Source organism: Stenotrophomonas chelatiphaga (genome assembly GCF_001431535.1).
Taxonomy (GTDB): Bacteria; Pseudomonadota; Gammaproteobacteria; order Xanthomonadales; family Xanthomonadaceae; genus Stenotrophomonas; species Stenotrophomonas chelatiphaga.
Window position 1 is genome coordinate 1 of sequence record NZ_LDJK01000055.1, and the last position, 19915, is coordinate 19915.

Below are 19915 nucleotides of genomic sequence, written 5' to 3' on the forward strand. Positions count from 1 at the left end.
GGATGCGAAAAGCGAGCCTATACGGATGTACTTGCGGCGTGTCCTGCACAGCCACCCCGCCCCGCCAACAAGCGGCGTGCAGCTTTTGACGTTGACGTTGACGTTGACGTCAAGCCTCCTGCTTACTGCGCCGAAGCGCGCCCCGGCCCGCGATAGCGCGCCAGCCAATGCGCGTACGGCGCGGGCAGGGTGGCCCAAGCCGGGTTGTCGACCCCCAGTTCCTGCGCCAGCTGGTACGGGTAATGCGGGTTGGCCAGGTGCGCGCGGCCGATCATCACCAGATCGCTCTGCTGCTCCTGCACGATGGTTTCGGCGGCTTCAGCGCCATCCACGCACCAGCCCACCGCCACGGGGATCCCGGCTTCGTTGCGGACGCGTTGGGCAATCGGTGCCAGGAAGGACGGCGTGCCCCACGGCACCACGCCGGTGGGAATGACGAAGTTGATGCTGACGTTGAGCAGGTCCAGACCCCGTTCGCGCATCTGGCGGACCAGCTCGATCGATTCGGACAGGGTTTCTTCGTCGCGCCCGTCGTATTCAATCACGCCCATGCGCGCGGTCAGCGGCAGCTCGGCCGGCCACACCGCGCGTACCGCGGCAACCGTTTCGAGCAGGAAGCGGGCGCGGTTGTCGCAGCTGCCACCGTAGGCGTCATCGCGCTGGTTGCTGTAGGCAGAGAAGAAGCTCTGCGCCAGGTAGCCATGCGCGAAATGCAGTTCCAGCCATTTGAAGCCGGCATCGCGCGCGCGTTCGGCGGCTGCAACGAAGTCAGCCTGCACGCGCTTGATGTCGTCGATGGTCATCTCCTGCGGCAGCTTGGACAGACCGCCACCGAAGGCGATGGCCGACGGTGCCAGGGTCGGCCAGCCGCGCGCATCGTCTTCGTCGATATGGTCATCGCCTTCCCACGGCAGGTTGGCACTGGCCTTGCGCCCGGCGTGCCCGATCTGGATGCCCGGTACGGCGCCGGTCTCGGCGATGGCGGCGGCAATCGGGGCAAGGGCGTCAGCCTGCGCCTGGTTCCACAGGCCAAGGCAGCCGGGGGTGATGCGGCCTTCCGCGGAAACACCGGTGGCCTCCACGATGACCAGCCCGGCACCGCCGCGGGCCAGTCCGGTGTAATGCGCCAGATGCCAGGCGTTGGGCACGCCATCTACGGCGCTGTACTGGCACATCGGCGGCACCGCGATGCGGTTGCGCAGGGTCACGCCTTTCAGCTGGAACGGGGAAAACAGGTGGGACATGGGGACATCCAGGGAGGAGGGGGAGCGCGGCGCGGGGCGCCGTGCACTGCCCTAACCATGGGGTGCGGTGCAGGCGGAAACCACCACGCGGCGGCAGGACGCTGCATGTCATGGGTGTAAAGACGAAGCATGCGTGCCGAACGCGTCATCACAGGCGTCGGCGCTGCAACTGGGACACAACCCCGGCGTTCTGCCCGCATCTCGGCAGAGGGCGACGCATCTTGAGCGCGCCGCGTGGTCTGCGTTCAGCAGCGGTTTCTGCGCCAGTGCCATTCTCTGGATTGTTGGCTGGTTCCACGATGTGCTGTGCCGTCGATGCGGGTAGTGACCGATGGTCGCGGTGATGGAATCGAGCCTGCCGGGCGGGGTCGAGCGGTTTGACCTGCCCCGTCCGCGCTTTACCAGACGTGCGCTGGAAGGTCTGTTCCCGGGGAGGGGGCGCATCGGCAGAGCACATTTTTCGAAACAGTGACCTGCAACAGGAAACAAGAATGAACGTCCGCGAGCTGCTGCAATCCAAGAAAGAAGCTGTCATCACCATCGACGTGGAAGACACGATCGGTGCTGCCGCGCACAAGATGAGCGCGAACAAGATCGCCGCCCTGGTGGTGATGAAGGACGGTGCCCCGGTCGGCATCATTTCCGAAAAGGACATCGTCCGCAGCCTCGCCGATGACGGTCCGCAGGCCGGCCGCCGGGTGATTTCCAGCGTGCCCTCGACGGGCCTAGACGGCATCGCGCCAGAGGCGACGCTGAAGCAGGCGATGTCCCTGATGACCTATTCGCGACGCCGCCACCTGATGGTGACCGAAGGCGCGACGCTGGTCGGCATCCTCAGCCTGGGCGATATCGTCAAGAACCTGCTGGGTGAGCTGGAGCTGGAAAAGGCCGTGCTGCAGGACATCTACCTGGCCGCGCACTGAGCCGTCGGCACATCGCGACATCGGAAGCCGGGCAGTGCCCGGCTTCCTCGTTTCAGGGCATCGCGGAAGTCAGAACGTGACCTTCACCGACCCGGCGCTGTAGGTGGCCTCGCCGTGGTACACCACTTCGATGTTGTTGCCATCCGGGTCGAGCACGAACGCGGCGTAGTACCCCGGGTGGTAGGGGCGTTCGCCGGGCGCGCCGTTGTCCTTGCCGCCTGCGGCCAGCGCGGCGCTGTGGAACGCATCCACGGTGGCGCGGCTGCGTGATTGGAAGGCCAGATGGTGGCGGCCGGTCAGCGTGCCGGCGGCGGCCTCGCTGTTCGCGCTGGAAATGAACAGCTCGTCGGCCCAGAAGTACGTGTCGCCTTCGCCGGCGATCGGGATGCCGATCGTGTCGAACACCGCCTGGTAGAAGCGCCGGCTGGCGGCAAGATCCCGCACGATCAGCTGGATGTGGTCGATCAATCGCCCGCGATGCAGCTCGTTGGTTTCCATGCGCACGCTCCAAAAAAAGGGGACGGAGGACATTAAGTCGTTTGCGGCCCGATTGTGCCAGAAACGACTTAATGTCCTCCGTCCCCTTTTTTGGGGGTCAGGCGTTGGAAATGATCTCGACCCAGTAGCCGTCCGGGTCCTTGATGAAGGCCAGGTGCTTCATGCGGCCGTCTTCCAGGCGCTTCTGGTAGGGCACCTGCAGGTCATCGAAGCGCTTGCAGGCGGACTGGATGTCCGGCACCGACACGCAGATGTGACCGAAGCCGCGCGGGTCGCTGTTGCCGTCGTGGTACACCGGGCCGTCCTGCGCTTCGGTGCCATGGTTGTGGGTCAGTTCCAGCACACCCGGGATGCCGGCCATCCACAGGCGGCGCTCGGCATCGGATTCAGGCACGACCGTGCCGGCCGGCAGCAGCGCCAGGAAGTACAGGCTGAACTGGGCTTCGGCGAAGTCGCGCTTGTCGATCAGCCGGTAGCCCAGCACGCGGGTGTAGAAGTCCAGCGACGCGGTCGCGTCCTTCACCCGCAGCATGGTGTGGTTGAAGACGAAGCCGGCGGTCTCGGCCGGCGGCTGGGCGGCGACGCCGGGGACGGTCTGCAGGTCGGAAAGGGACATGGGGGGCTCCTATCGGGTCGGGCGGGAAACGGCATAAACGCCCATTCTACCGACCGGCGGATGACGACGGTCCGGCGTAGAATGCGTGCACCGCACCGTTCCACCACGGACAACGATTCCGCCATGTCGCAGCGTGAATGGGTGGCTGCCGCCATCCGCAAGATCGAGGCCGATTTCAACCGTTCGGCTGATACCCACCTGATTCCGATGGACCTGCCCGGGTTCGACGGCATCGAGGTGTATTTCAAGGACGAGTCCAGCCATCCCACCGGCAGCCTGAAGCATCGCCTGGCGCGCTCGCTGTTCCTGTACGCGCTGGCCAACGGCTGGCTGCGCGCTGGACGCCCGGTGATCGAGGCCTCCAGTGGCTCGACCGCGGTCTCCGAAGCGTATTTCGCGCGCCTGCTCGGCCTGCCGTTCATCGCGGTGATGCCGGCCAGCACCTCACCGGAAAAAATCGCCGCGATCGAATTCCATGGCGGCCGCTGCCACCTTGTGCAGAGTGCCTGCGGCCTGAATGCTGCCTCCGAACAGCTGGCACGCGAGACCGGCGGCCACTTCATGGACCAGTTCACCTTCGCCGAGCGGGCCACCGACTGGCGCGCCAACAACAACATCGCCGAATCCATCTTCAAGCAGATGGCCGAAGAGCCGCATCCCATTCCGGAATGGATCGTGTGCAGCCCGGGCACCGGCGGTACGGCGGCCACGCTGGGGCGCTACGTCAGCTACCGCCGGCATGACACGCGCATCCTCTGCGCGGATCCGGAAGTCTCCGTGTTCTATGACGGTTACCGTGCCGCGCTGGCCGGTGAGCCGTGGCGCCACCTGACCTGTGAAGGCGGGTCGCGGGTGGAAGGCATCGGCCGTCCGCGGGTGGAACCCAGCTTCATCCCGACCAGCGTGGATGCCATGGTGAAGGTGCCCGATGCCCTGGCGCTGGCCGCCATGCGCCAGGTCAGCCGCCGCCTGGGGCGGCGCGTCGGCGGCTCCACCGGCACCAATTTCATCGGCGTGCTGCAGGCCGCGCAGTGGATGCGTGCGGCAGGGCGCGGCGGCAGCATCGTCACCATCCTGTGTGACAGCGGCGAACGCTACGCGCACAGCTATTACGATCCTTCCTGGTATGAACGGATGGGGATCGACGTGGCCGCTGCGGATGCGGCGCTGGCAGCGGTATTGGCCGGTGGCGCGTTGCCCAGCCTGCCGACCAGCAGCCTGGAAACGATCTGATCCCCCTTGCCATCGCGACGGCGCGGCGCCATATCCAGCACCATGCCACGCTGCGTGGTACCCGCTACTGGAGTTCCCATGACCGCCACCAACCCGTTGCTTGATTTTTCCGGCCTGCCGCGTTTTTCCGAGATCCGGCCTGAACACATCGGACCGGCGCTGGACGTGCTGCTGGCCGACGCGGAAGCCGCCGTCGCCGCCGCCGAACAGGTGCAGCCGGTGACGTGGGAATCGTTCGTGGTGCCGCTGGACAATGCCACCGAGCGCCTGTGGCGGGCATGGGGCCAGGTCGGCCACCTGCAGGCGGTGATGAACACCACGGCGCTGCGCGAGGCCTACAACCAGAACCTGCCACGGGTGACCAACTTCGGCAGCGCACTGGGCCAGAACCTCGCGCTGTTCCAGCAATACCAGGCGCTGGCATCCCCGGTGGAGGCGGCCGGCTTGGATGCGCCAAGGCGCAAGGTGCTGGACAACACCCTGAGGGATTTCCGCCTGGGCGGCGCGCAGCTGGATGGCGCCGACAAAGCGCGCTTCACGGCGATCAAGGCAGAGCTTTCCGCACTGGCGGCCCGGTTTTCGCAGAACGTGCTGGACGCCACCGATGCGTGGTCGTTGCTGATCGACGATGAAACGCGCCTTGCCGGCCTGCCGCAGGATGTCCGCGCTGCCGCGCGTGCTGCTGCTGAAAAGGAGGGAACGCCGGGTTGGAAGCTGACCCTGCAGATGCCGTGCTACCTGCCGGTACAGACCTATGCCGAAGATCGCAGCCTGCGCGAGACCCTGTACCGCGCCAGTGCGCAGCGCGCTTCGGAATTCGGTGAGGCGGCGCTGGACAACAGCGCCAACATCGACCGCATCCTCGCCTTGCGCGCGGAGCTGGCGCAGTTGCTGGGGTTCGCTTCCTACGCCGAGTATTCCATCGCGACCAAGATGGCGCAGGATCCGGCCGAGGTGCTGGCGTTCCTGCGTGATCTCGCTGCGCGCGCCAAGCCCTTTGCCAGCAAGGATCGCGCAGAACTGGAGCAGTTCGCCCACGACGTCCTGGGGCTGGACAGCCTGCAGGCCTGGGATCTGGCCTTTGCCGCGGACAAGCTGAAACAGGCGCGCTACAGCTATTCCGAACAGGAAGTGAAACAGTATTTCACCGAGCCCAAGGTGCTGGGTGGGTTGTTCGCCGTGATCGAGCAGTTGTACGGAGTGCGGGTGCAGCCGGACAGCGCACCGGTGTGGCACGACGATGTCCGCTTCTTCCGGCTGGTGGATGCACAGGATGCACTGGTGGGCCAGTTCTACCTTGACCTGTACGCACGTGAAGGCAAGCGCGGCGGCGCCTGGATGGACGATTGCCGCAACCGCCGCGTGCACGCCGATGGCAGCGTGCAGACGCCGCTGGTCTACCTGGTATGCAACTTCGGCCGCGGTGCCGATGGCGCGCCCGCTACGTTCAGCCACAACGAAGTGACCACGTTGTTCCACGAAATGGGCCATGGCCTGCACCAGCTGCTGACCCGCATCGGCGAACTGGGCGTGGCCGGCATCAATGGCGTGGAATGGGATGCGGTGGAGTTGCCGAGCCAGTTCATGGAGAACTTCTGCTGGGAATGGAGCCACCTGCAGGGCATGACCGCCCATGTGGAAACCGGCGAACCGTTGCCGCGCGCGCTGTATGAGAAAATGCTGGCGGCGCGCAATTTCCACAGTGGCATGGCCACGGTGCGACAGCTGGAGTTCGGCGTGTTCGACATGCTGGTCCACAGCCAGTTCGAACCGCAGCAGGACACCGTGCTGGGCTTGCTGGATCGCGTGCGTGCGGAGGTGGCGGTCAACCATCCGCCGCAGTGGAATCGCTTCCCGCACCAGTTCAGCCACATCTTCGCCGGCGGTTATGCGGCGGGGTATTACAGCTACAAGTGGGCCGAAGTACTCAGCGCCGATGCGTATGCCGCGTTCGAGGAGGCGCCGGACGCGGTGGCGGCGACCGGCGCGCGTTTCCGCGATGAGATCATCGGCCGCGGTGGCAGCCGCAGTGCTGCGGAGAATTTCCAGGCCTTCCGCGGCCGCGCACCGAGCATCGATGCGCTGCTGCGGCATTCCGGCATGGCCGGCTGACGCGCCTGCTTTTCAGTCGACGTAGATCATCTTGCGGGTCATGCCGCCGTCGACGATGTGGTCCTGGCCGGTGATGAAACCGGCCATGTCCGACAGCAGGTACACCGCCAACGCGCCGATGTCTTCGGGCTGGCCGACCCGGCCCACCGGGTGCTGCGCATGGTCGGCACGCGACAGCGATGGCGTGCGCCGGCGCATCGGTGCCTGCCATGCGCCCGTGCTGATCCATCCGGGGCTGATGCTGTTCACGCGCACCGCCGGTCCAGCGCTGAGCGCCAGTGCGTGGGTGAAGGCGAGCAGCCCGCCCTTGGCGGCGGCGTAGGCTTCGCTGTGTGGTTCGGACTGCTGCGCGCGTGTCGAAGCAATGTTGAGGATCGCACCGCGCTTGTCGGCACCCAGCGCCGGCAGGGCGTGCTTGCTGCACAGGAAGGCGCCATGCAGGGACGACAGCCTGCGCTGCCACTGCGCCCACTCCATGTCGGCCAGCGCGGTGCCATGCGCATCGGCAATGCCCGCATTGTTGACCAGCCCGTCGATGCGGCCGAAGCGCTTCAGGGCCGCTGCGATGAAGCCGCGCACGCTGGCTTCGGCGGTGATGTCCAGCTTGCGGAAGGCCGCGTCGGCGGGGCGATCCCATTCGGCCAGGCAGGCCTTGCCTGCTGCCACGTCGAGGTCGCCGATCATCACCTGGCCGCCCGCGCCCAGCACGGCCTGCGCGATGCCGCGGCCGATACCGTTGGCACCGCCGGTCACCAGCACCACCTTGCCCGCCAGGGGCGCGGCGGGCCACGCCGCAACCGCGGGTACGATGCTCATGACAGGTCCTGCCCGCGCAGGCGCCGCCACCAGCCTTCCACGCCGATCCGGTCCAGGGTCTGGATGTTGCGCTCCACGATCACATCCGGGTCCGGAAACGCATCCACCGCGCGGGCCACGCTGTCTTCGCGCAGTAGGTGCAGGATCGGGTAGGGGGCGCGGTTGGTGTAGTTGCTGGCATCGTCCGGCGCAACGCCTTCGAACTGGTACTGCGGGTGGAAGCTGGCCACCTGCAGGATGCCCTGCAGGTCCAGTGCCTCGATGGCGGCGTCGGCGTTGTCGAGGAAGTCGTTGTAGTCCAGGAAGTCGGTCAACACGTCCGGGTGGATGATCAGCGTCGTGTCGATCTGCTCGGCGGGCGCGTCGCGCAGCAGCACCAGTTCTTCAGCCAGCTGCTCCACCAGTGCTTCGGGCGTGGTCGCATCGCTGAGCACGTAACGCACCTGCTCCTTCACGTACACCGCCTTGGCGAAGGGGCACAGGTTCAAGCCGATGACGATGCGCTCCAGCCACAGGCGGGTAGCGGCGATCGGGTCGTCGGCAGGCGGGCCTTCGGCAGGTACGAGGGAATCGGTCATGGCGGGCTCTGTGGGCTGGCTTTGGGGTGATCCATCAGTCGCGGAAATTGTCGAACTGCAGCGGCAGTTCGAAGTCGTTCTTGCGCAGCAGGGCCATGGCGTCCTGCAGGTCGTCGCGCTTCTTGCCGCTCACCCGCAGCTTGTCGCCGTTGATCTGGCTTTCCACTTTCAGTTTGGCTTCCTTCAGCGTGGCGGCGATCTTCTTGGCGATCTTCTGCTCGATCCCCTGCTTGACCGTGATCTTCTGCCGGGCGCCGGCGACGTTGGTTTCCACCTCGCCGAATTCCAGGCTTTTGGTGTCGATCTGGCGGGCGGCCATCCGCGCGCGCAGGATGTCGGTCATCTGCTGCAGCTGGAACTCGCTCGGCGCAGACTGCGAGATCACGCTGTCTTCCAGCTCGAACTTCGCAGCCACGCCCTTGAAATCAAAGCGCGTGGTCAGTTCACGGTTGGCCTGGTCGACTGCGTTGACCAGCTCGTGCTTGTCCACTTCGGAGACGACGTCGAAAGAGGGCATGGGGAAACTCCTGGATTCAGTGCCCCCATTCTACCCAACCCGCCTTGGAAGGTCGGCAGGGCAGGGGCGATAATGGGTCATGAACGCCCCTGCCTCTCCCTCGCGCGCCGTCTTCTGGATGGTCGCCGCCGTCGCCTGTTTCTCGCTGATGGATGCGGGCATGAAGCAGCTGTCCGCTGGGTACCCGTCGTTGCAGGTCACCTTCCTGCGCGGTGCGGCCTCGCTGCCGTTCGTGCTGGTGTGGGTGCTGGCCAGTGCCGGGCCGCGCTCACTGATTCCGCGGCGCTGGGGACTGCACCTGCTGCGCGGCGTGCTGGGCATGGTGATGATCGGCTGTTTCGTCTTCGCGCTGCGTGACCTGCCGCTTTCAACCGCCTACAGCATCTATTTCGTCGCCCCGCTGATCATCGCGGCGCTGTCGGTGCCGCTGCTGGGCGAGCGGGTCGGGCCACGGCGCTGGGTGGCCATCGGCATCGGCCTGCTGGGGGTCATCGTGGTCCTGCGGCCCGGCGTCGACGGCTTCATCTCCATTCCCGGGCTGATGGTGCTGGTGGCCGCCACGGCGTATGCGGTGGCCGCCATCACGGTGAGCCTGCTGACCCGGACCGATACCTCGCAGTCGATGGTGGTCTGGTTCCTGGTGATCATGGCCATTGGCGCCGGCCTGCTGGCCTGGCCGGGCTGGGTGCCGATGCAGTGGGCCGACGCGCCGCTGGTGGCCGGCATGGGGTTGGCCGGCGCGCTGGGCCAGATCGCCCTCACCCGTGCCTTCCAGCTGGGCGAGGCGTCGATGATCGCCCCATTGGAATACACCGGGCTGGTGTGGGTGATCGGCTGGGACCTGCTGTTCTGGCAGCAGCTGCCCGATGCCTGGACCTGGAGCGGGGCGGCCATCATCGTGGCATCGGGGCTGTACCTGCTGCACCGGGAGCGGGTCAACCGGCAGGCGCCGCCGATGCCGCTGGACCACCCCTGACAGCGGCATCGGCCGCTTCTGAACCGGGACGATCTCCTGGCAAAAGCAGGCGCAGGGTCAGCCAAGCACGGCCAGGATGCGCACGTTGCTCTGCACCAGGGCGTCATGCACGCGCTGGGAGAGCTGGCGGGTACGTGTGACAAGCCGGCCCAGCGTTTGCCTGCGCACGGCGTCCACTTCGGGCTGCAGGGGGAAGCTGCCAGCGGCCTGTTCGAGCTGGGTGAGCAGTGCGCTGCGTTTCACCTGCAGCGAATCCTGCAGTGCCTGCAGGCAACCGGCGAAAGCGCTCAGCTCGTCGTCCGGCACCTGCGCCACCACCGCATCCGAGGTGACGGCCAGGGTTGCTCTCTCAACGCCTGCCAGCGGCTGGATGGCGGGGGCAATGGCCCGGCACGCCGCAACCTGGATGCCCGCCGGGGCAGAGGACGAGCCGGCTGCGTGGCTGGCATCGCCAACGCTGCGCACCCGTCGTACCTGCCGTAGCTGCCCAAACGGCGCAGTGGCCCCCGTCGGGCCGTGCAGGTCCAGCAGGGCGGCAAGCCAGGGGCCCAACGGGGTATCCGGTCCGGCCAGGTCCTGCATCCGGGCGAGGCTGTCGGCAGGCAGGCTGGCGAAGATCTGCGCCGGCGCCAGCGGGTCGCCCGCTTCCCGCCAGAGCAGTCCCTCCAGCAACGTATCGCCATCACGGCCTCGGTGCTGGTCGAGATAGCGCAGCGTTTCCAGCGCGGCCGATGGCGCGGCCGGCGCCAGCGGATCCGATACGCCTGCGATGGAGCCCGCTGCCGGGCGCGATGGCAACGTGGCCCACAACGCAAGGCCGGTCATCACCAGGGCGGTCCCGCTGACGGCGACGGCGCGTGCCGGTCCCGGTGAACACAGGGCAGGCAGCCCGGCTGATGCAACGGCAGGTATCAACGCCTGCTGATCGCTTCGCTGCAGCGCCTCGGCGCCTCTGGCCTGCGCCCCCAGCAACAGTGCCGCGGTCGCGGCCTGCACCATGGTGCGCAGGCGCAACCGCTCCCCGTGCATCCGCTGCTGCCCGGGCGGACCGACGTCCGGCGCTGCGTCCTCCGCCACGGACGTGCGCTGGCGGCTGTCGTTGCGGCAGTCACTACGATCGAGATCGCGGCGCCTGCGGGCGGACAGCGCCTGCTCGAACACCGTGCTGGCAGCGACCCACGGCGCGCGCATGCGCAGCTGCCGCTGCAGCGCCTGGTAGCCTGCGGCGCCCTGGGTGGCGAGGCGTTCGTCCACCCGTTGCACGAGGCTGCGATGGCGGGCCAGTGCCTGGATCAGTGACGCCGGCTCAGCATCGCCGCCGTGATCACGGGCCAGGCCGGCCAGCAACATCTGTGCGGCAACAGGGTGCCGGTCCAGCACATGGCGGGCCAGGTCGTGCGCGGCGTCTCCGCCGGGGGCCCTGGTCGCGGATGGCGAAGGCAGGGATCGCAGGGGCTGATTGGCCCACTGGCCGGGCACCGCCATGCCGCCACGCACCGCAGCCAGGGCGTGGCGCACACGTGCTGGTGCGCCGGACGAAGCGGGCGGGGTGGGGACGCAGGCGGATGCAGCAGGGGGCAGGCAAGGCATGCAACGGGCTCCGGAGAGGCAAAGAAGGGCCTTCATCAATACGGAATCCGCCACTCGGCCAGCTTGCAGCCGGCGCTCATCGTGCCTGCTTAGAAGCAAACGGAATATCATTGTGGTGACTGGCGCGGGCGCAGGGACGCGCGCGCTGGTAGGCTGCACGCCCCCCGTCGCCCCCTCTGGTGAGCCGCTCCGTGATCGAGTTCCAGCGCCTGCACAAATCCTATGCCGTAGCCGGCCGCGCGATCAGCGCGCTGCAGCCGCTCGACCTGACCATCCAGGAAGGGGAGGTGTTCGGCATCATCGGTCATTCCGGCGCGGGCAAGTCGACCCTGATCCGCATGATCAACCGGCTGGAAGATCCCAGCGGCGGCCGCCTGCTCATCGCGGGCGAAGACGTGACCGCGCTGGAGACGGCCGGGCTGCGTACGCTGCGTCGGCGCATCGGGATGATTTTCCAGCACTTCAACCTGCTCTCCTCGCGGACGGTGGCGTCCAACGTCGCCTTCCCGCTGGAACTGGCCGGCACGCCGCGCGCGCAGATCGATGCACGGGTCGCCGAGCTGCTGCAGACCGTTGGTCTGCAGGCCCACGCGGACAAGTATCCGGCGCAGTTGTCCGGCGGGCAGAAACAGCGGGTCGGCATTGCCCGCGCCCTGGCTACCGGGCCGCAGATCCTGCTGTGCGACGAAGCCACCAGCGCGCTGGATCCGCAGACCACCGCTTCGGTGCTGGCGCTGCTGTCGAAGATCAACCGCGAACTGGGCCTGACCATCGTGCTGATCACCCACGAAATGGATGTGATCCGTCGGGTCTGCGACCGCGTGGCGGTGCTCGACGCCGGCGAGATGGTGGAAATGGGGCCGGTCACCGACGTGTTCCTGCACCCGCAACATCCGACCACGCGTCGTTTCGTCAGCGAGTCCGAACACATCGACGAGGGCACGCTGCACGGCGACTTCGACACCGTCGGCGGCACCATCGTGCGGCTGACGTTCCTCGGCGCTGATACCTACCAGCCGCTGCTGGGCAGCGTCGCCCGGCAGACCGGCGTGGATTACAACATCCTGTCCGGCCGCATCGACCGCATCAAGGACACCCCGTACGGGCAGCTGGTGGTGTCGCTGGTAGGGGGCGACCAGGCCGCCGCGCAACAGGCATTCGCCGCCGCAGGCGTGCATGTAGAGGAGCTGCGCCGATGATCTTCGCAAGCAATGGCGGCTTCTTCCGCCACCTGGACGCCGGCAAGTGGGCCGATATCGGCCAGGCCACCGTGGACACGCTGCTGATGCTGGCCGGTTCGCTGCCGCTGACGCTGGCCATCGGCCTGCCGCTGGGCGTGCTGTTGTACCTGTTCGGTTCGCCGCAGCTGCGGCGCCGGCCGATCGCCTACGGGGCGCTGGCGCTGGTGGTGAACCTGCTGCGCTCGGTGCCGTTCATCATTTTGATGATCGTGCTGATCCCGGTCACGCTGGCGCTGATGGGCACCTCGCTGGGCGTGCGCGGTGCGATCGTACCGCTGGTGATCGGCGCGGCGCCGTTCTATGCACGGCTGGTGGAAACCGCGCTGCGCGAAGTGGATCGCGGCGTGATCGAAGCGACCCAGGCGATGGGGGCGACCACCTGGCAGCTGGTCACCCGGGTGTTGCTGCCTGAAGCGCGTCCCGGCCTGATCGCCGGCGCCACGGTCACCACCGTGGCCCTGATCGGCTTCACCGCGATGGGCGGTGCGATCGGCTCCGGGGGCCTCGGCGACCTGGCCTTCCGCGACGGCTACCAGCGTTCGCATACCGACGTGGCGCTGGTCACCGTGGTGCTGCTGCTGGTGCTGGTGCAGCTGCTGCAGATGCTGGGCGACCGCCTGGTCGCCCATTACAGCCGCAGATAACAAAATGCCGGGCAGCGCCCGGCAGTGTTGCAACAGGACCGGCGCGTGCAGTCAGCGCTGGTTGGGCACTTCGTAACCGAGTCTGTCCACCTGGCTGCGCTGCTGCGGAACACGCTTGAGCTTGTCGGTGTTGACCCCGTACTCGTCGCGCAGGCGCTCGGCCAGCTGCTTGTACAGGGCATTGTCCATTTCCGGCTTGCGCGCGAAGATCCACGCCATCTCACGGCCGGGATAGCCGACCAGCGCCCATGAATAATCCGGCGCCACTTCCAGCACGCGCGAATGGGTGGGTACCACGCGGTAGAACCAGGTGCGCCAGTCGTGGTTGCCGCTGTCTTCGTCGACCGAGGCGCGCGCCTGGATTTCCTGCATCGGTTCACCGAAACCATCGCGATAGCGATAGGTGATGCCGATCTTCTGCGGCTCGCGCAGAGTGTATTCATTGACACTGGCCACATGGCCACGTTCGATGAAATTGGGCACGCGGCCGATCACATACCAGGTGCCCATGAAGCGTTGCAGGTTGATCGGTGCACCCAGCTCGCCCGCTTCGGCCACGGCAACCGGCTCCGGGGCGCTGGCTGCGCTGGAACGGAACATCGCACAACCCGGCCCGACGATCAGGGTGGTCAGCAGGACAGCACACAACGGGCGGATCGACGGCATGGGAAAGCGGGCTCCAGGAGGGCGTGCGCAAGCATGGTCGAATGCGCGCGAGGGATTCGTCAATGGTGTCTGACCGATGGATGTCGCAGCTGGTGAGAAACGACGGGCGCAAGGTGGCGACCTGGATCACCCTTCAACCCCGGAGACCGCCATGCGCCAACGTCATCCTGCCCGTACGCCCTCACCGGACAGCCCTCCGGACCCCCGTCTGCTGCGTTGCGTCAGGCATGCGGCGCTGGCGGGATTGGCGATGGTGCTGGTGTGGCCGGCCGCGCGCGGCAGCAGCACATGGCTCGGCTGGATGCCGCTGTGGGTGCTGGGCATGCCGCTCGTGGCATGGTGGTCACTGCTGCGCTTCCCGCTGCCGCGCTGGCCGCGCCGCCGGGTGCAGGCGCGGCGGCGGGGCACGCGCACGGTCCGCACGGCCTGACCTTCGACACGGGGGCAGGGCGCAGGCCCTGTGATAGCGTTCTGCAGCTTATGACTGCCTGGAACCGCAATGTCACGACTCGCTTCCGCCTGCCTGCTGGCGGGCATGATGACCGCTGCCTCGGTGGGGACCGCCGTGGCCGCTGATACCGAACAGACCGACCGCTACGCCTGGCTTGAAGATGTCACCGGCGACAGGTCGCTGGCCTGGGTGAAGGAGCAGAACGCCAAGTCCGAAGGCCGACTTGCGCAGACCCCGGCCTTCAGCCAGATGGAGGCCAGCATCCGCGAAGTGCTCGATTCGGACGCCAAGATTCCCGGCGTCGAGAAGATTGGCGACTACTACTACAACTTCTGGAAGGACAAGCAGCACGAACGTGGCCTGTGGCGCCGCACCACGCTGGCCGAATACCGCAAGGCATCGCCGCAGTGGGAAACCGTGCTCGACCTGGACGCGCTGAACAAGGCCGAAGGCGAGAACTGGGTGTGGCATGGCGTGGAGTGCCTGCGCCCGGACTACACCCGCTGCCTGATCGCGCTGTCGCGCGGCGGCGCCGATGCCGATGTCACCCGTGAGTTCGACCTGGCAAGCCGCAGCTGGGTCACCGATGGCTTCTTCCGTCCCGAATCCAAGGGTGGGCTGGGCTGGATCGATCGTGACAGCGTGTTCGTCTATACCGATTTCGGCGATGGCGCGATGACCACGTCCGGGTACCCGCGGGTGGCCAAGCTGTGGAAGCGCGGCACGCCGCTGGCCGCGGCGCAGGTGGTGTACGAAGGCAAGCCGGATGACATGTACATCGCGGCCCTGCACGATGACACGCCGGGCTTCGAACGCAACCTGGTCAGCCGCACGCTCGCCTTCTACAACAACGAGCTCTACCTGCGTGCCGACGATGGCAAGCTGACGCGGATCGACGCGCCGAACTCCGCTGAAAAGGGCCTGCACAAGCAGTGGCTGAGCCTGGAGCTGCGCGAGCCGTGGACGGTGGGTGGCAAGACCTACCCCGCCGGTGCGCTGCTGGCGGCCAGGCTGGAGGATTTCCTGGCCGGCAAGCGTGACTTCGACGTACTGTTCGCGCCGACCGATACCACCTCGCTGGCCGGTGCGGTGTGGACCCGCGATCACGTCGTGCTGAACGTGCTGGACGACGTCAAGAACCGCCTCAGCGTACTGACCCCCGGCCGCAATGGCTGGGCCACCAGCAAGTTCGTCGGTGCACCGGCGTTCGGTACGCTGGGCGTGGGCGCGGTGGACAGCAACGACAGCAATGCCGTGTGGCTGACCGCCACCGATTACCTGACCCCGACCACGCTGGCCATAGCCGAGATCGGCAAGGCGCCGGAAGTGCTCAAAACCATGCCGGCGTTCTTCGATGCCGAAGGCAAGGTCATCGAACAGCACTTCGCCACCAGCAAGGACGGCACCCGGGTGCCGTACTTCGTGGTGCACGACAAGGCCATGAAGCTCGACGGTTCCAATCCGACGCTGCTGTATGGCTACGGTGGTTTCGAGATCTCGCTGACCCCGAACTATTCCGGCGGCATGGGACGCGCCTGGCTGGAGAAGGGCGGGGTGTACGTGGTCGCCAACATCCGTGGCGGTGGCGAATATGGCCCGCGCTGGCACCAGGCGGCGCTGAAGCAGAACCGTCACAAGGCCTATGAAGACATGGCCGCCGTCGCGCAGGATCTGGTCACCCGCAGGATCACCTCGGCCAGGCACCTGGGCGTACAGGGCGGCAGCAACGGTGGCCTGCTGACCGGCAACATGCTGACCCAGTACCCGGAGCTGTTCGGCGCGGTGGTGGTACAGGTACCGCTGCTGGACATGAAGCGCTACAGCCACCTGCTGGCCGGTGCCTCGTGGATGGCCGAATACGGCAATCCGGACACCGCCGATTGGGAGTACATCAAGACCTTCTCGCCGTATCACCTGTTCGATGCGAAGAAGGAGTACCCGCCGGTGCTGTTCACCACCTCCACCCGCGATGACCGCGTGCATCCGGGCCACGCCCGCAAGATGGCAGCGAAGATGATCGAAGCCGGCAAGGACGTGACCTACTACGAGAACATCGAAGGCGGCCACGGCGGTGCGGCCAACAACGCGCAGGCCGCGCACATGTCCGCGCTGGCCTACAGCTTCCTGTGGGAGCGGTTGGGCGGCAAATGACTCGGTAGTGACGGCCGCTGGCCGTCATGATCCCCGGAGTGACGGCCAGCGGCCGTCACTACCGCACCAGCGTGCGCAGCCCGCGCGCGATCCGTTCCACCGCCTCCTGCAGGCGCGGGATTTCCTGCGTATAGGCCAGCCGCACATGCTGGTTGGCCCGATGGAAACCGAAGTCCAGGCCGGGGGTGAAGGCCACGTGCTCGGTTTCCAGGAAATGCGCGCAGAAGGCCTGCGCATCATCGGTGAAGGCACTGACGTCGGCGTACAGGTAGAACGCGCCCTGCGGTTCCACGTTGATGCGGAAACCAAGTTCGCGCAGCGCCGGCAGCAGGAAATCGCGGCGTTGCCGGAAGGCCTCGCGGCGTTGTTCGAAGATCGCCATCGCCTCGTCCTGGAAGCACGCCAGCGCGGCGTGCTGGGCGATGCTTGAGGCGCTGATGTAGAGGTTCTGCGCCAGCTTCTCCAGTTCCGGCACCGCAGCGGGTGGGGCCACCAGCCAGCCCAGTCGCCAGCCGGTCATGCCGAAATACTTGGAAAAACTGTTCAGCACGAAGGCGCTGTCATCCACCTGCAGCACGCTGGCGGCATCCATGCCGTAGGTCAGGCCGTGGTAGATCTCATCGACCACCATGTGGCCGCCCCGCGCGTGCAGCGACTGCGAAAGCCGGGACAGTTCGGCGGCCGACAACACCGTGCCGGTGGGGTTGGCGGGCGAGGCCAGCAGCGCACCCACACTGTGTTCGTTCCAGTGTCGGGCCACCAGTTCCGGCGTGAGCTGGTAGGCGGTACCGGCGTCGACCGGCACCAGCTGTGCGCCGCCTTCCACCAGGCGCAGGAAATGCCGGTTGCACGGATAACCCGGGTCCGCCAGCAGCCAGTGCCTGCCCGGGTCGACCAGCAGGCTGCTGGCCAGCAGCAACGCGCCGGACCCGCCCGGAGTAACCAGGATCCGCTGCGGGTCGATATCCAGCAGGTAATGGCTGCGGTAGAAACCGGCGATCGCCTCGCGCAGCGCAGGCAGGCCGCGCGCGGCGGTATAGCGGGTGTGTCCGGCGGCCAGGGCGGCCTGGCCGGCACGCACCACCGGGGCAGCAGTGGTGAAGTCCGGTTCGCCGATTTCCAGGTGGATCACATCGTGGCCGGCCTGTTCCAGCGCCTGCGCGCGGGCCAGCAGGGACATCACGTGAAAGGGGGCGATCTCGTGGCTGCGCCGGCTGTAGGCCGGTCGGTTGTCGTCATGCAGGGGGCTCATGCCGCCCATGGTACGCCGGGCATCTTAGTAGTGCCGGCCGCTGGCGGGCAACGTCGGGCGACCATGACCATCGGCAGCCTTGTCCCCTGCAGCGCGTGCGCCCAGACTGGCGGCACAAGGAAGCCGTTGCAATCCCGTCCCAGGAGCCTTACTTCGTGAAGTCCACCCTCTGCCTGTTGCTTGCGAGCCTGATGACCACCACCACCCACGCCGCCCCCCCGCCCGTCGCGCCGGACGCCGAAAAGCGCCCGCACGTGGTCAAGGCCCCGTTCGGTGCCAGCCGCAACGACGACTACTACTGGATGCGCGACGACAAGCGCGAAGACAAGGCGATGCTGGCCTACCTGCAGGCCGAGAACGCCTACACGGACCAGGTCGTGGCGCCGCTCAAGCCGCTGCAGGAGACCCTGTACAAGGAGATCGTCGCGCGCATCAAGCAGGACGATTCCAGCGTGCCGGCGCGTGAGCGCGGCTACTGGTACTACAGCCGCTTCGAGACCGGCCAGGACTATCCCATCCATGCGCGCCGCAAGGGCGACATGCAGGCAGCCGAAGAAATCCTGCTCGACGTCAACCAGATGGCGGCCGGCAAGGGCTACTTCAGCGTCGGTACGATGGAAGTCAGCCAGGACAACCAGCTGCTGGCCTGGGCCGATGACGATGTGGGCCGTCGCCAGTACGTGATCCGCTTCAAGGACCTGCGCACCGGTGAGGTGCTGCCGGACACCATCACCGGTTCGTCCGGCAACCTGGTGTGGGCCGATGACAACCGCACCGTGCTGTATGTGGAAAACGATCCGGAAACCCTGCTGACGGTGCGGGTGAAGAAACATGTGCTGGGCACCCCGGCCAGCAGCGACGTGGTGGTGTACGAAGAGAAGGACGACAGCTTCTACATGGGCATCGGCCGTACCCGCGACGACCGCTTCATCACCATCGGCCTGCACAGCACGGTGACCTCCGAAGAGCGCTATGCGCCGGCCAGCGATCCGACCACCTTCACCGTGCTGGCGCCGCGCCACCGCGAAGTGGAATACGATGCGGACCACTTCGATGGCCGCTGGGTGATCCGCACCAACGACGGGGCAAAGAACTTCAAGCTGGTCACCGCGCCCACCGATGCGACCTCGCGCGCGCAGTGGAAGGACTGGATCGCGCATGACCCGGCGGTGTACATCGAAGGCTTCGAACTGTTCGACGGCTTCACCGCCATCGCCGAACGTTCCGAAGGCCTGGAGCGCATCCGCCTGCTGTTCAAGGACGGCCGCACCGACTACGTGAAGGCCGATGAGCCCGCGTATTCGATGGGCCTGGACGACAACACCGAAGCCGATACGCCGTGGCTGCGCTATGCGTATACCTCGATGACCACCCCGACCACGGTGTTCGAGATCAACACGCAGAGCGGCGAGCGTCGCCAGCTGAAACAGCAGCCGGTGATCGGCTATGACCCATCGAAGTATGAAACCGACCGGGTGTGGATCACCGCGCGCGACGGGGTCAAGGTGCCGGTGTCGCTGGTGTATCGCAAGGGCTTCAAGAAGGACGGAACCGCCGCGCTGTTCCAGTACGCGTACGGCAGCTATGGCATGTCGATGGACCCGTATTTCAACCAGACCGCGGTGAGCCTGCTCGACCGTGGCGTGGTGTATGCCATCGCCCACATCCGCGGCGGCCAGGAGATGGGACGCGACTGGTACGAAGACGGCAAGCTGCTGAACAAGCAGAACACCTTCAACGACTTCATCGATGTCACCCGTGGGCTGGTGCAGCAGGGCTGGGCAGCCAAGGACCGCGTGGCTGCTTCCGGCGGCAGTGCCGGTGGCCTGCTGATGGGCGCGGTGGCCAACCAGGCGCCGCAGGATTACCGGGTGATGGTCGCCCAGGTACCGTTCGTCGATGTGGTGACCACCATGCTCGACCCGACCATCCCGCTTACCACCAACGAGTACGACGAGTGGGGCAACCCGGAGCAGAAGCCCTTCTACGATTACATGCTGAAGTACTCGCCGTACGACAACGTGGCCAGGCAGGCCTACCCGGCGCTGTTCGTGGGCACCGGGCTGTGGGATTCGCAGGTGCAGTACTGGGAGCCTGCGAAGTGGGTGGCGAAGCTGCGCGATGACAACACCGGTACCCACCCGATCGTGTTCCGCACCAACATGGAGGCGGGCCACGGTGGCAAGTCCGGGCGCTTCCAGCGTTACCAGGAACTGGCCGAATCCTATGCGTTCGTGCTGGACCAGCTCGGCGTGTCCGGCCCCTGATCGATCGGTAGTGACGGCCGCTGGCCGTCATGCCGCCTCCGGTGGGTGCCGATCACCAGTGGGTGACGGTCCCTGGTGGGTGACGACCGTTGGTCGTCACGGTGCCCGGCCGAAGCGCGTGACGACCAACGGTCGTCACC

Annotated in this window: 18 protein-coding genes; 9 read left to right on the plus strand and 9 right to left on the minus strand. The window is 66.8% G+C overall.

Annotated features, from left to right (window positions below; genetic code table 11):
- Positions 1 to 122: 122 nt before the first annotated feature.
- Positions 123 to 1244: an NADH:flavin oxidoreductase/NADH oxidase gene (locus ABB28_RS12105; RefSeq protein WP_057508874.1), complete on the minus strand. Its 1122-nt coding sequence runs from the start codon at positions 1242 to 1244 to the stop codon at positions 123 to 125.
- 491 nt (positions 1245 to 1735) lie between these two features.
- On the opposite strand from ABB28_RS12105, the gene ABB28_RS12110 reads away from it, so the two are divergent.
- The gene (locus ABB28_RS12110) at positions 1736 to 2167 is read left to right on the plus strand and encodes a CBS domain-containing protein (RefSeq protein WP_057508875.1); all 432 of its coding nucleotides are present in this window, start codon (positions 1736 to 1738) and stop codon (positions 2165 to 2167) included.
- Between the two features lie 69 nt (positions 2168 to 2236).
- Here ABB28_RS12110 and ABB28_RS12115 read toward each other — a convergent pair whose 3' ends face one another.
- The gene (locus ABB28_RS12115; protein WP_057508876.1) at positions 2237 to 2665 is read right to left on the minus strand and encodes a VOC family protein; all 429 of its coding nucleotides are present in this window, start codon (positions 2663 to 2665) and stop codon (positions 2237 to 2239) included.
- Positions 2666 to 2762: 97 nt separating this feature from the next.
- On the minus strand, positions 2763 to 3281 hold the full coding sequence (gene gloA / locus ABB28_RS12120; protein WP_057508877.1) for a lactoylglutathione lyase: 519 nt from the start codon (positions 3279 to 3281) through the stop codon (positions 2763 to 2765).
- A 123-nt stretch (positions 3282 to 3404) separates the two neighbouring features.
- Between gloA and ABB28_RS12125 the strand changes: the two genes are divergently transcribed.
- Entirely contained in the window at positions 3405 to 4514 is a 1110-nt protein-coding gene (locus tag ABB28_RS12125; RefSeq protein ID WP_057508906.1) for a PLP-dependent cysteine synthase family protein, read from the plus strand.
- Positions 4515 to 4592: 78 nt separating this feature from the next.
- On the plus strand, positions 4593 to 6626 hold the full coding sequence (locus ABB28_RS12130; protein WP_057508878.1) for a M3 family metallopeptidase: 2034 nt from the start codon (positions 4593 to 4595) through the stop codon (positions 6624 to 6626).
- A 12-nt stretch (positions 6627 to 6638) separates the two neighbouring features.
- Here the strand turns inward: ABB28_RS12130 and ABB28_RS12135 are convergent, their stop codons facing one another.
- The 3 genes from ABB28_RS12135 to ABB28_RS12145 are packed head-to-tail and all read right to left on the minus strand — an operon-like array spanning position 6639 to position 8537.
- Entirely contained in the window at positions 6639 to 7442 is an 804-nt protein-coding gene (locus tag ABB28_RS12135; RefSeq protein WP_057508879.1) for an SDR family oxidoreductase, read from the minus strand.
- Positions 7439 to 8020 carry a DUF1415 domain-containing protein gene (locus ABB28_RS12140; RefSeq protein ID WP_057508880.1) on the minus strand — a complete coding sequence of 194 codons (582 nt, stop codon included), beginning with the start codon at positions 8018 to 8020 and terminating at the stop codon, positions 7439 to 7441. The genes ABB28_RS12135 and ABB28_RS12140 overlap by 4 nt, the downstream gene beginning before the upstream one ends.
- Before the next feature lie 34 nt (positions 8021 to 8054).
- Positions 8055 to 8537 carry a YajQ family cyclic di-GMP-binding protein gene (locus ABB28_RS12145; RefSeq protein ID WP_057508881.1) on the minus strand — a complete coding sequence of 161 codons (483 nt, stop codon included), beginning with the start codon at positions 8535 to 8537 and terminating at the stop codon, positions 8055 to 8057.
- A gap of 79 nt (positions 8538 to 8616) precedes the next feature.
- On the opposite strand from ABB28_RS12145, the gene ABB28_RS12150 reads away from it, so the two are divergent.
- Complete coding sequence (locus ABB28_RS12150) at positions 8617 to 9513, plus strand: DMT family transporter (RefSeq protein WP_057508882.1); 897 nt, start codon at positions 8617 to 8619, stop codon at positions 9511 to 9513.
- Between the two features lie 57 nt (positions 9514 to 9570).
- Here the strand turns inward: ABB28_RS12150 and ABB28_RS12155 are convergent, their stop codons facing one another.
- Positions 9571 to 10863 carry a hypothetical protein gene (locus tag ABB28_RS12155; RefSeq protein ID WP_057508883.1) on the minus strand — a complete coding sequence of 431 codons (1293 nt, stop codon included), beginning with the start codon at positions 10861 to 10863 and terminating at the stop codon, positions 9571 to 9573.
- Positions 10864 to 11294: 431 nt separating this feature from the next.
- On the opposite strand from ABB28_RS12155, the gene ABB28_RS12160 reads away from it, so the two are divergent.
- Both ABB28_RS12160 and ABB28_RS12165 read left to right on the plus strand, forming a co-directional pair.
- Positions 11295 to 12302 (plus strand): methionine ABC transporter ATP-binding protein, encoded by a 1008-nt coding sequence (locus tag ABB28_RS12160; RefSeq protein ID WP_057508907.1) that lies wholly within the window; start codon positions 11295 to 11297, stop codon positions 12300 to 12302.
- Entirely contained in the window at positions 12299 to 12988 is a 690-nt protein-coding gene (locus tag ABB28_RS12165; protein WP_057508884.1) for a methionine ABC transporter permease, read from the plus strand. The genes ABB28_RS12160 and ABB28_RS12165 overlap by 4 nt, the downstream gene beginning before the upstream one ends.
- A gap of 51 nt (positions 12989 to 13039) precedes the next feature.
- On the opposite strand, the gene ABB28_RS12170 is transcribed toward ABB28_RS12165, so the two are convergent.
- The gene (locus tag ABB28_RS12170) at positions 13040 to 13588 is read right to left on the minus strand and encodes a lipocalin family protein (RefSeq protein WP_425479545.1); all 549 of its coding nucleotides are present in this window, start codon (positions 13586 to 13588) and stop codon (positions 13040 to 13042) included.
- 217 nt (positions 13589 to 13805) lie between these two features.
- Between ABB28_RS12170 and ABB28_RS12175 the strand changes: the two genes are divergently transcribed.
- Positions 13806 to 14084 carry a hypothetical protein gene (locus tag ABB28_RS12175; protein ID WP_057508886.1) on the plus strand — a complete coding sequence of 93 codons (279 nt, stop codon included), beginning with the start codon at positions 13806 to 13808 and terminating at the stop codon, positions 14082 to 14084.
- A 69-nt stretch (positions 14085 to 14153) separates the two neighbouring features.
- Complete coding sequence (locus tag ABB28_RS12180) at positions 14154 to 16256, plus strand: prolyl oligopeptidase family serine peptidase (protein ID WP_057508887.1); 2103 nt, start codon at positions 14154 to 14156, stop codon at positions 16254 to 16256.
- A gap of 58 nt (positions 16257 to 16314) precedes the next feature.
- Here ABB28_RS12180 and ABB28_RS12185 read toward each other — a convergent pair whose 3' ends face one another.
- The gene (locus tag ABB28_RS12185; RefSeq protein WP_057508908.1) at positions 16315 to 17508 is read right to left on the minus strand and encodes a pyridoxal phosphate-dependent aminotransferase; all 1194 of its coding nucleotides are present in this window, start codon (positions 17506 to 17508) and stop codon (positions 16315 to 16317) included.
- A gap of 155 nt (positions 17509 to 17663) precedes the next feature.
- Between ABB28_RS12185 and ABB28_RS12190 the strand changes: the two genes are divergently transcribed.
- The gene (locus tag ABB28_RS12190) at positions 17664 to 19775 is read left to right on the plus strand and encodes a S9 family peptidase (protein WP_057508888.1); all 2112 of its coding nucleotides are present in this window, start codon (positions 17664 to 17666) and stop codon (positions 19773 to 19775) included.
- Positions 19776 to 19915: the final 140 nt, after the last annotated feature.

What these genes read in the sequence shown, in the direction of transcription:
- ABB28_RS12105 (WP_057508874.1), bottom strand. Translation starts at nt 1,244, where the DNA reads ATGTCCCACCTGTTTTCCCCGTTCCAGCTGAAAGGCGTGACCCTGCGC.
- ABB28_RS12110 (WP_057508875.1), top strand. Translation starts at nt 1,736, where the DNA reads ATGAACGTCCGCGAGCTGCTGCAATCCAAGAAAGAAGCTGTCATCACC.
- ABB28_RS12115 (WP_057508876.1), bottom strand. Translation starts at nt 2,665, where the DNA reads ATGGAAACCAACGAGCTGCATCGCGGGCGATTGATCGACCACATCCAG.
- gloA (WP_057508877.1), bottom strand. Translation starts at nt 3,281, where the DNA reads ATGTCCCTTTCCGACCTGCAGACCGTCCCCGGCGTCGCCGCCCAGCCG.
- ABB28_RS12125 (WP_057508906.1), top strand. Translation starts at nt 3,405, where the DNA reads ATGTCGCAGCGTGAATGGGTGGCTGCCGCCATCCGCAAGATCGAGGCC.
- ABB28_RS12130 (WP_057508878.1), top strand. Translation starts at nt 4,593, where the DNA reads ATGACCGCCACCAACCCGTTGCTTGATTTTTCCGGCCTGCCGCGTTTT.
- ABB28_RS12135 (WP_057508879.1), bottom strand. Translation starts at nt 7,442, where the DNA reads ATGAGCATCGTACCCGCGGTTGCGGCGTGGCCCGCCGCGCCCCTGGCG.
- ABB28_RS12140 (WP_057508880.1), bottom strand. Translation starts at nt 8,020, where the DNA reads ATGACCGATTCCCTCGTACCTGCCGAAGGCCCGCCTGCCGACGACCCG.
- ABB28_RS12145 (WP_057508881.1), bottom strand. Translation starts at nt 8,537, where the DNA reads ATGCCCTCTTTCGACGTCGTCTCCGAAGTGGACAAGCACGAGCTGGTC.
- ABB28_RS12150 (WP_057508882.1), top strand. Translation starts at nt 8,617, where the DNA reads ATGAACGCCCCTGCCTCTCCCTCGCGCGCCGTCTTCTGGATGGTCGCC.
- ABB28_RS12155 (WP_057508883.1), bottom strand. Translation starts at nt 10,863, where the DNA reads ATGTTGCTGGCCGGCCTGGCCCGTGATCACGGCGGCGATGCTGAGCCG.
- ABB28_RS12165 (WP_057508884.1), top strand. Translation starts at nt 12,299, where the DNA reads ATGATCTTCGCAAGCAATGGCGGCTTCTTCCGCCACCTGGACGCCGGC.
- ABB28_RS12170 (WP_425479545.1), bottom strand. Translation starts at nt 13,588, where the DNA reads ATGTTCCGTTCCAGCGCAGCCAGCGCCCCGGAGCCGGTTGCCGTGGCC.
- ABB28_RS12175 (WP_057508886.1), top strand. Translation starts at nt 13,806, where the DNA reads ATGCGCCAACGTCATCCTGCCCGTACGCCCTCACCGGACAGCCCTCCG.
- ABB28_RS12180 (WP_057508887.1), top strand. Translation starts at nt 14,154, where the DNA reads ATGTCACGACTCGCTTCCGCCTGCCTGCTGGCGGGCATGATGACCGCT.
- ABB28_RS12185 (WP_057508908.1), bottom strand. Translation starts at nt 17,508, where the DNA reads ATGAGCCCCCTGCATGACGACAACCGACCGGCCTACAGCCGGCGCAGC.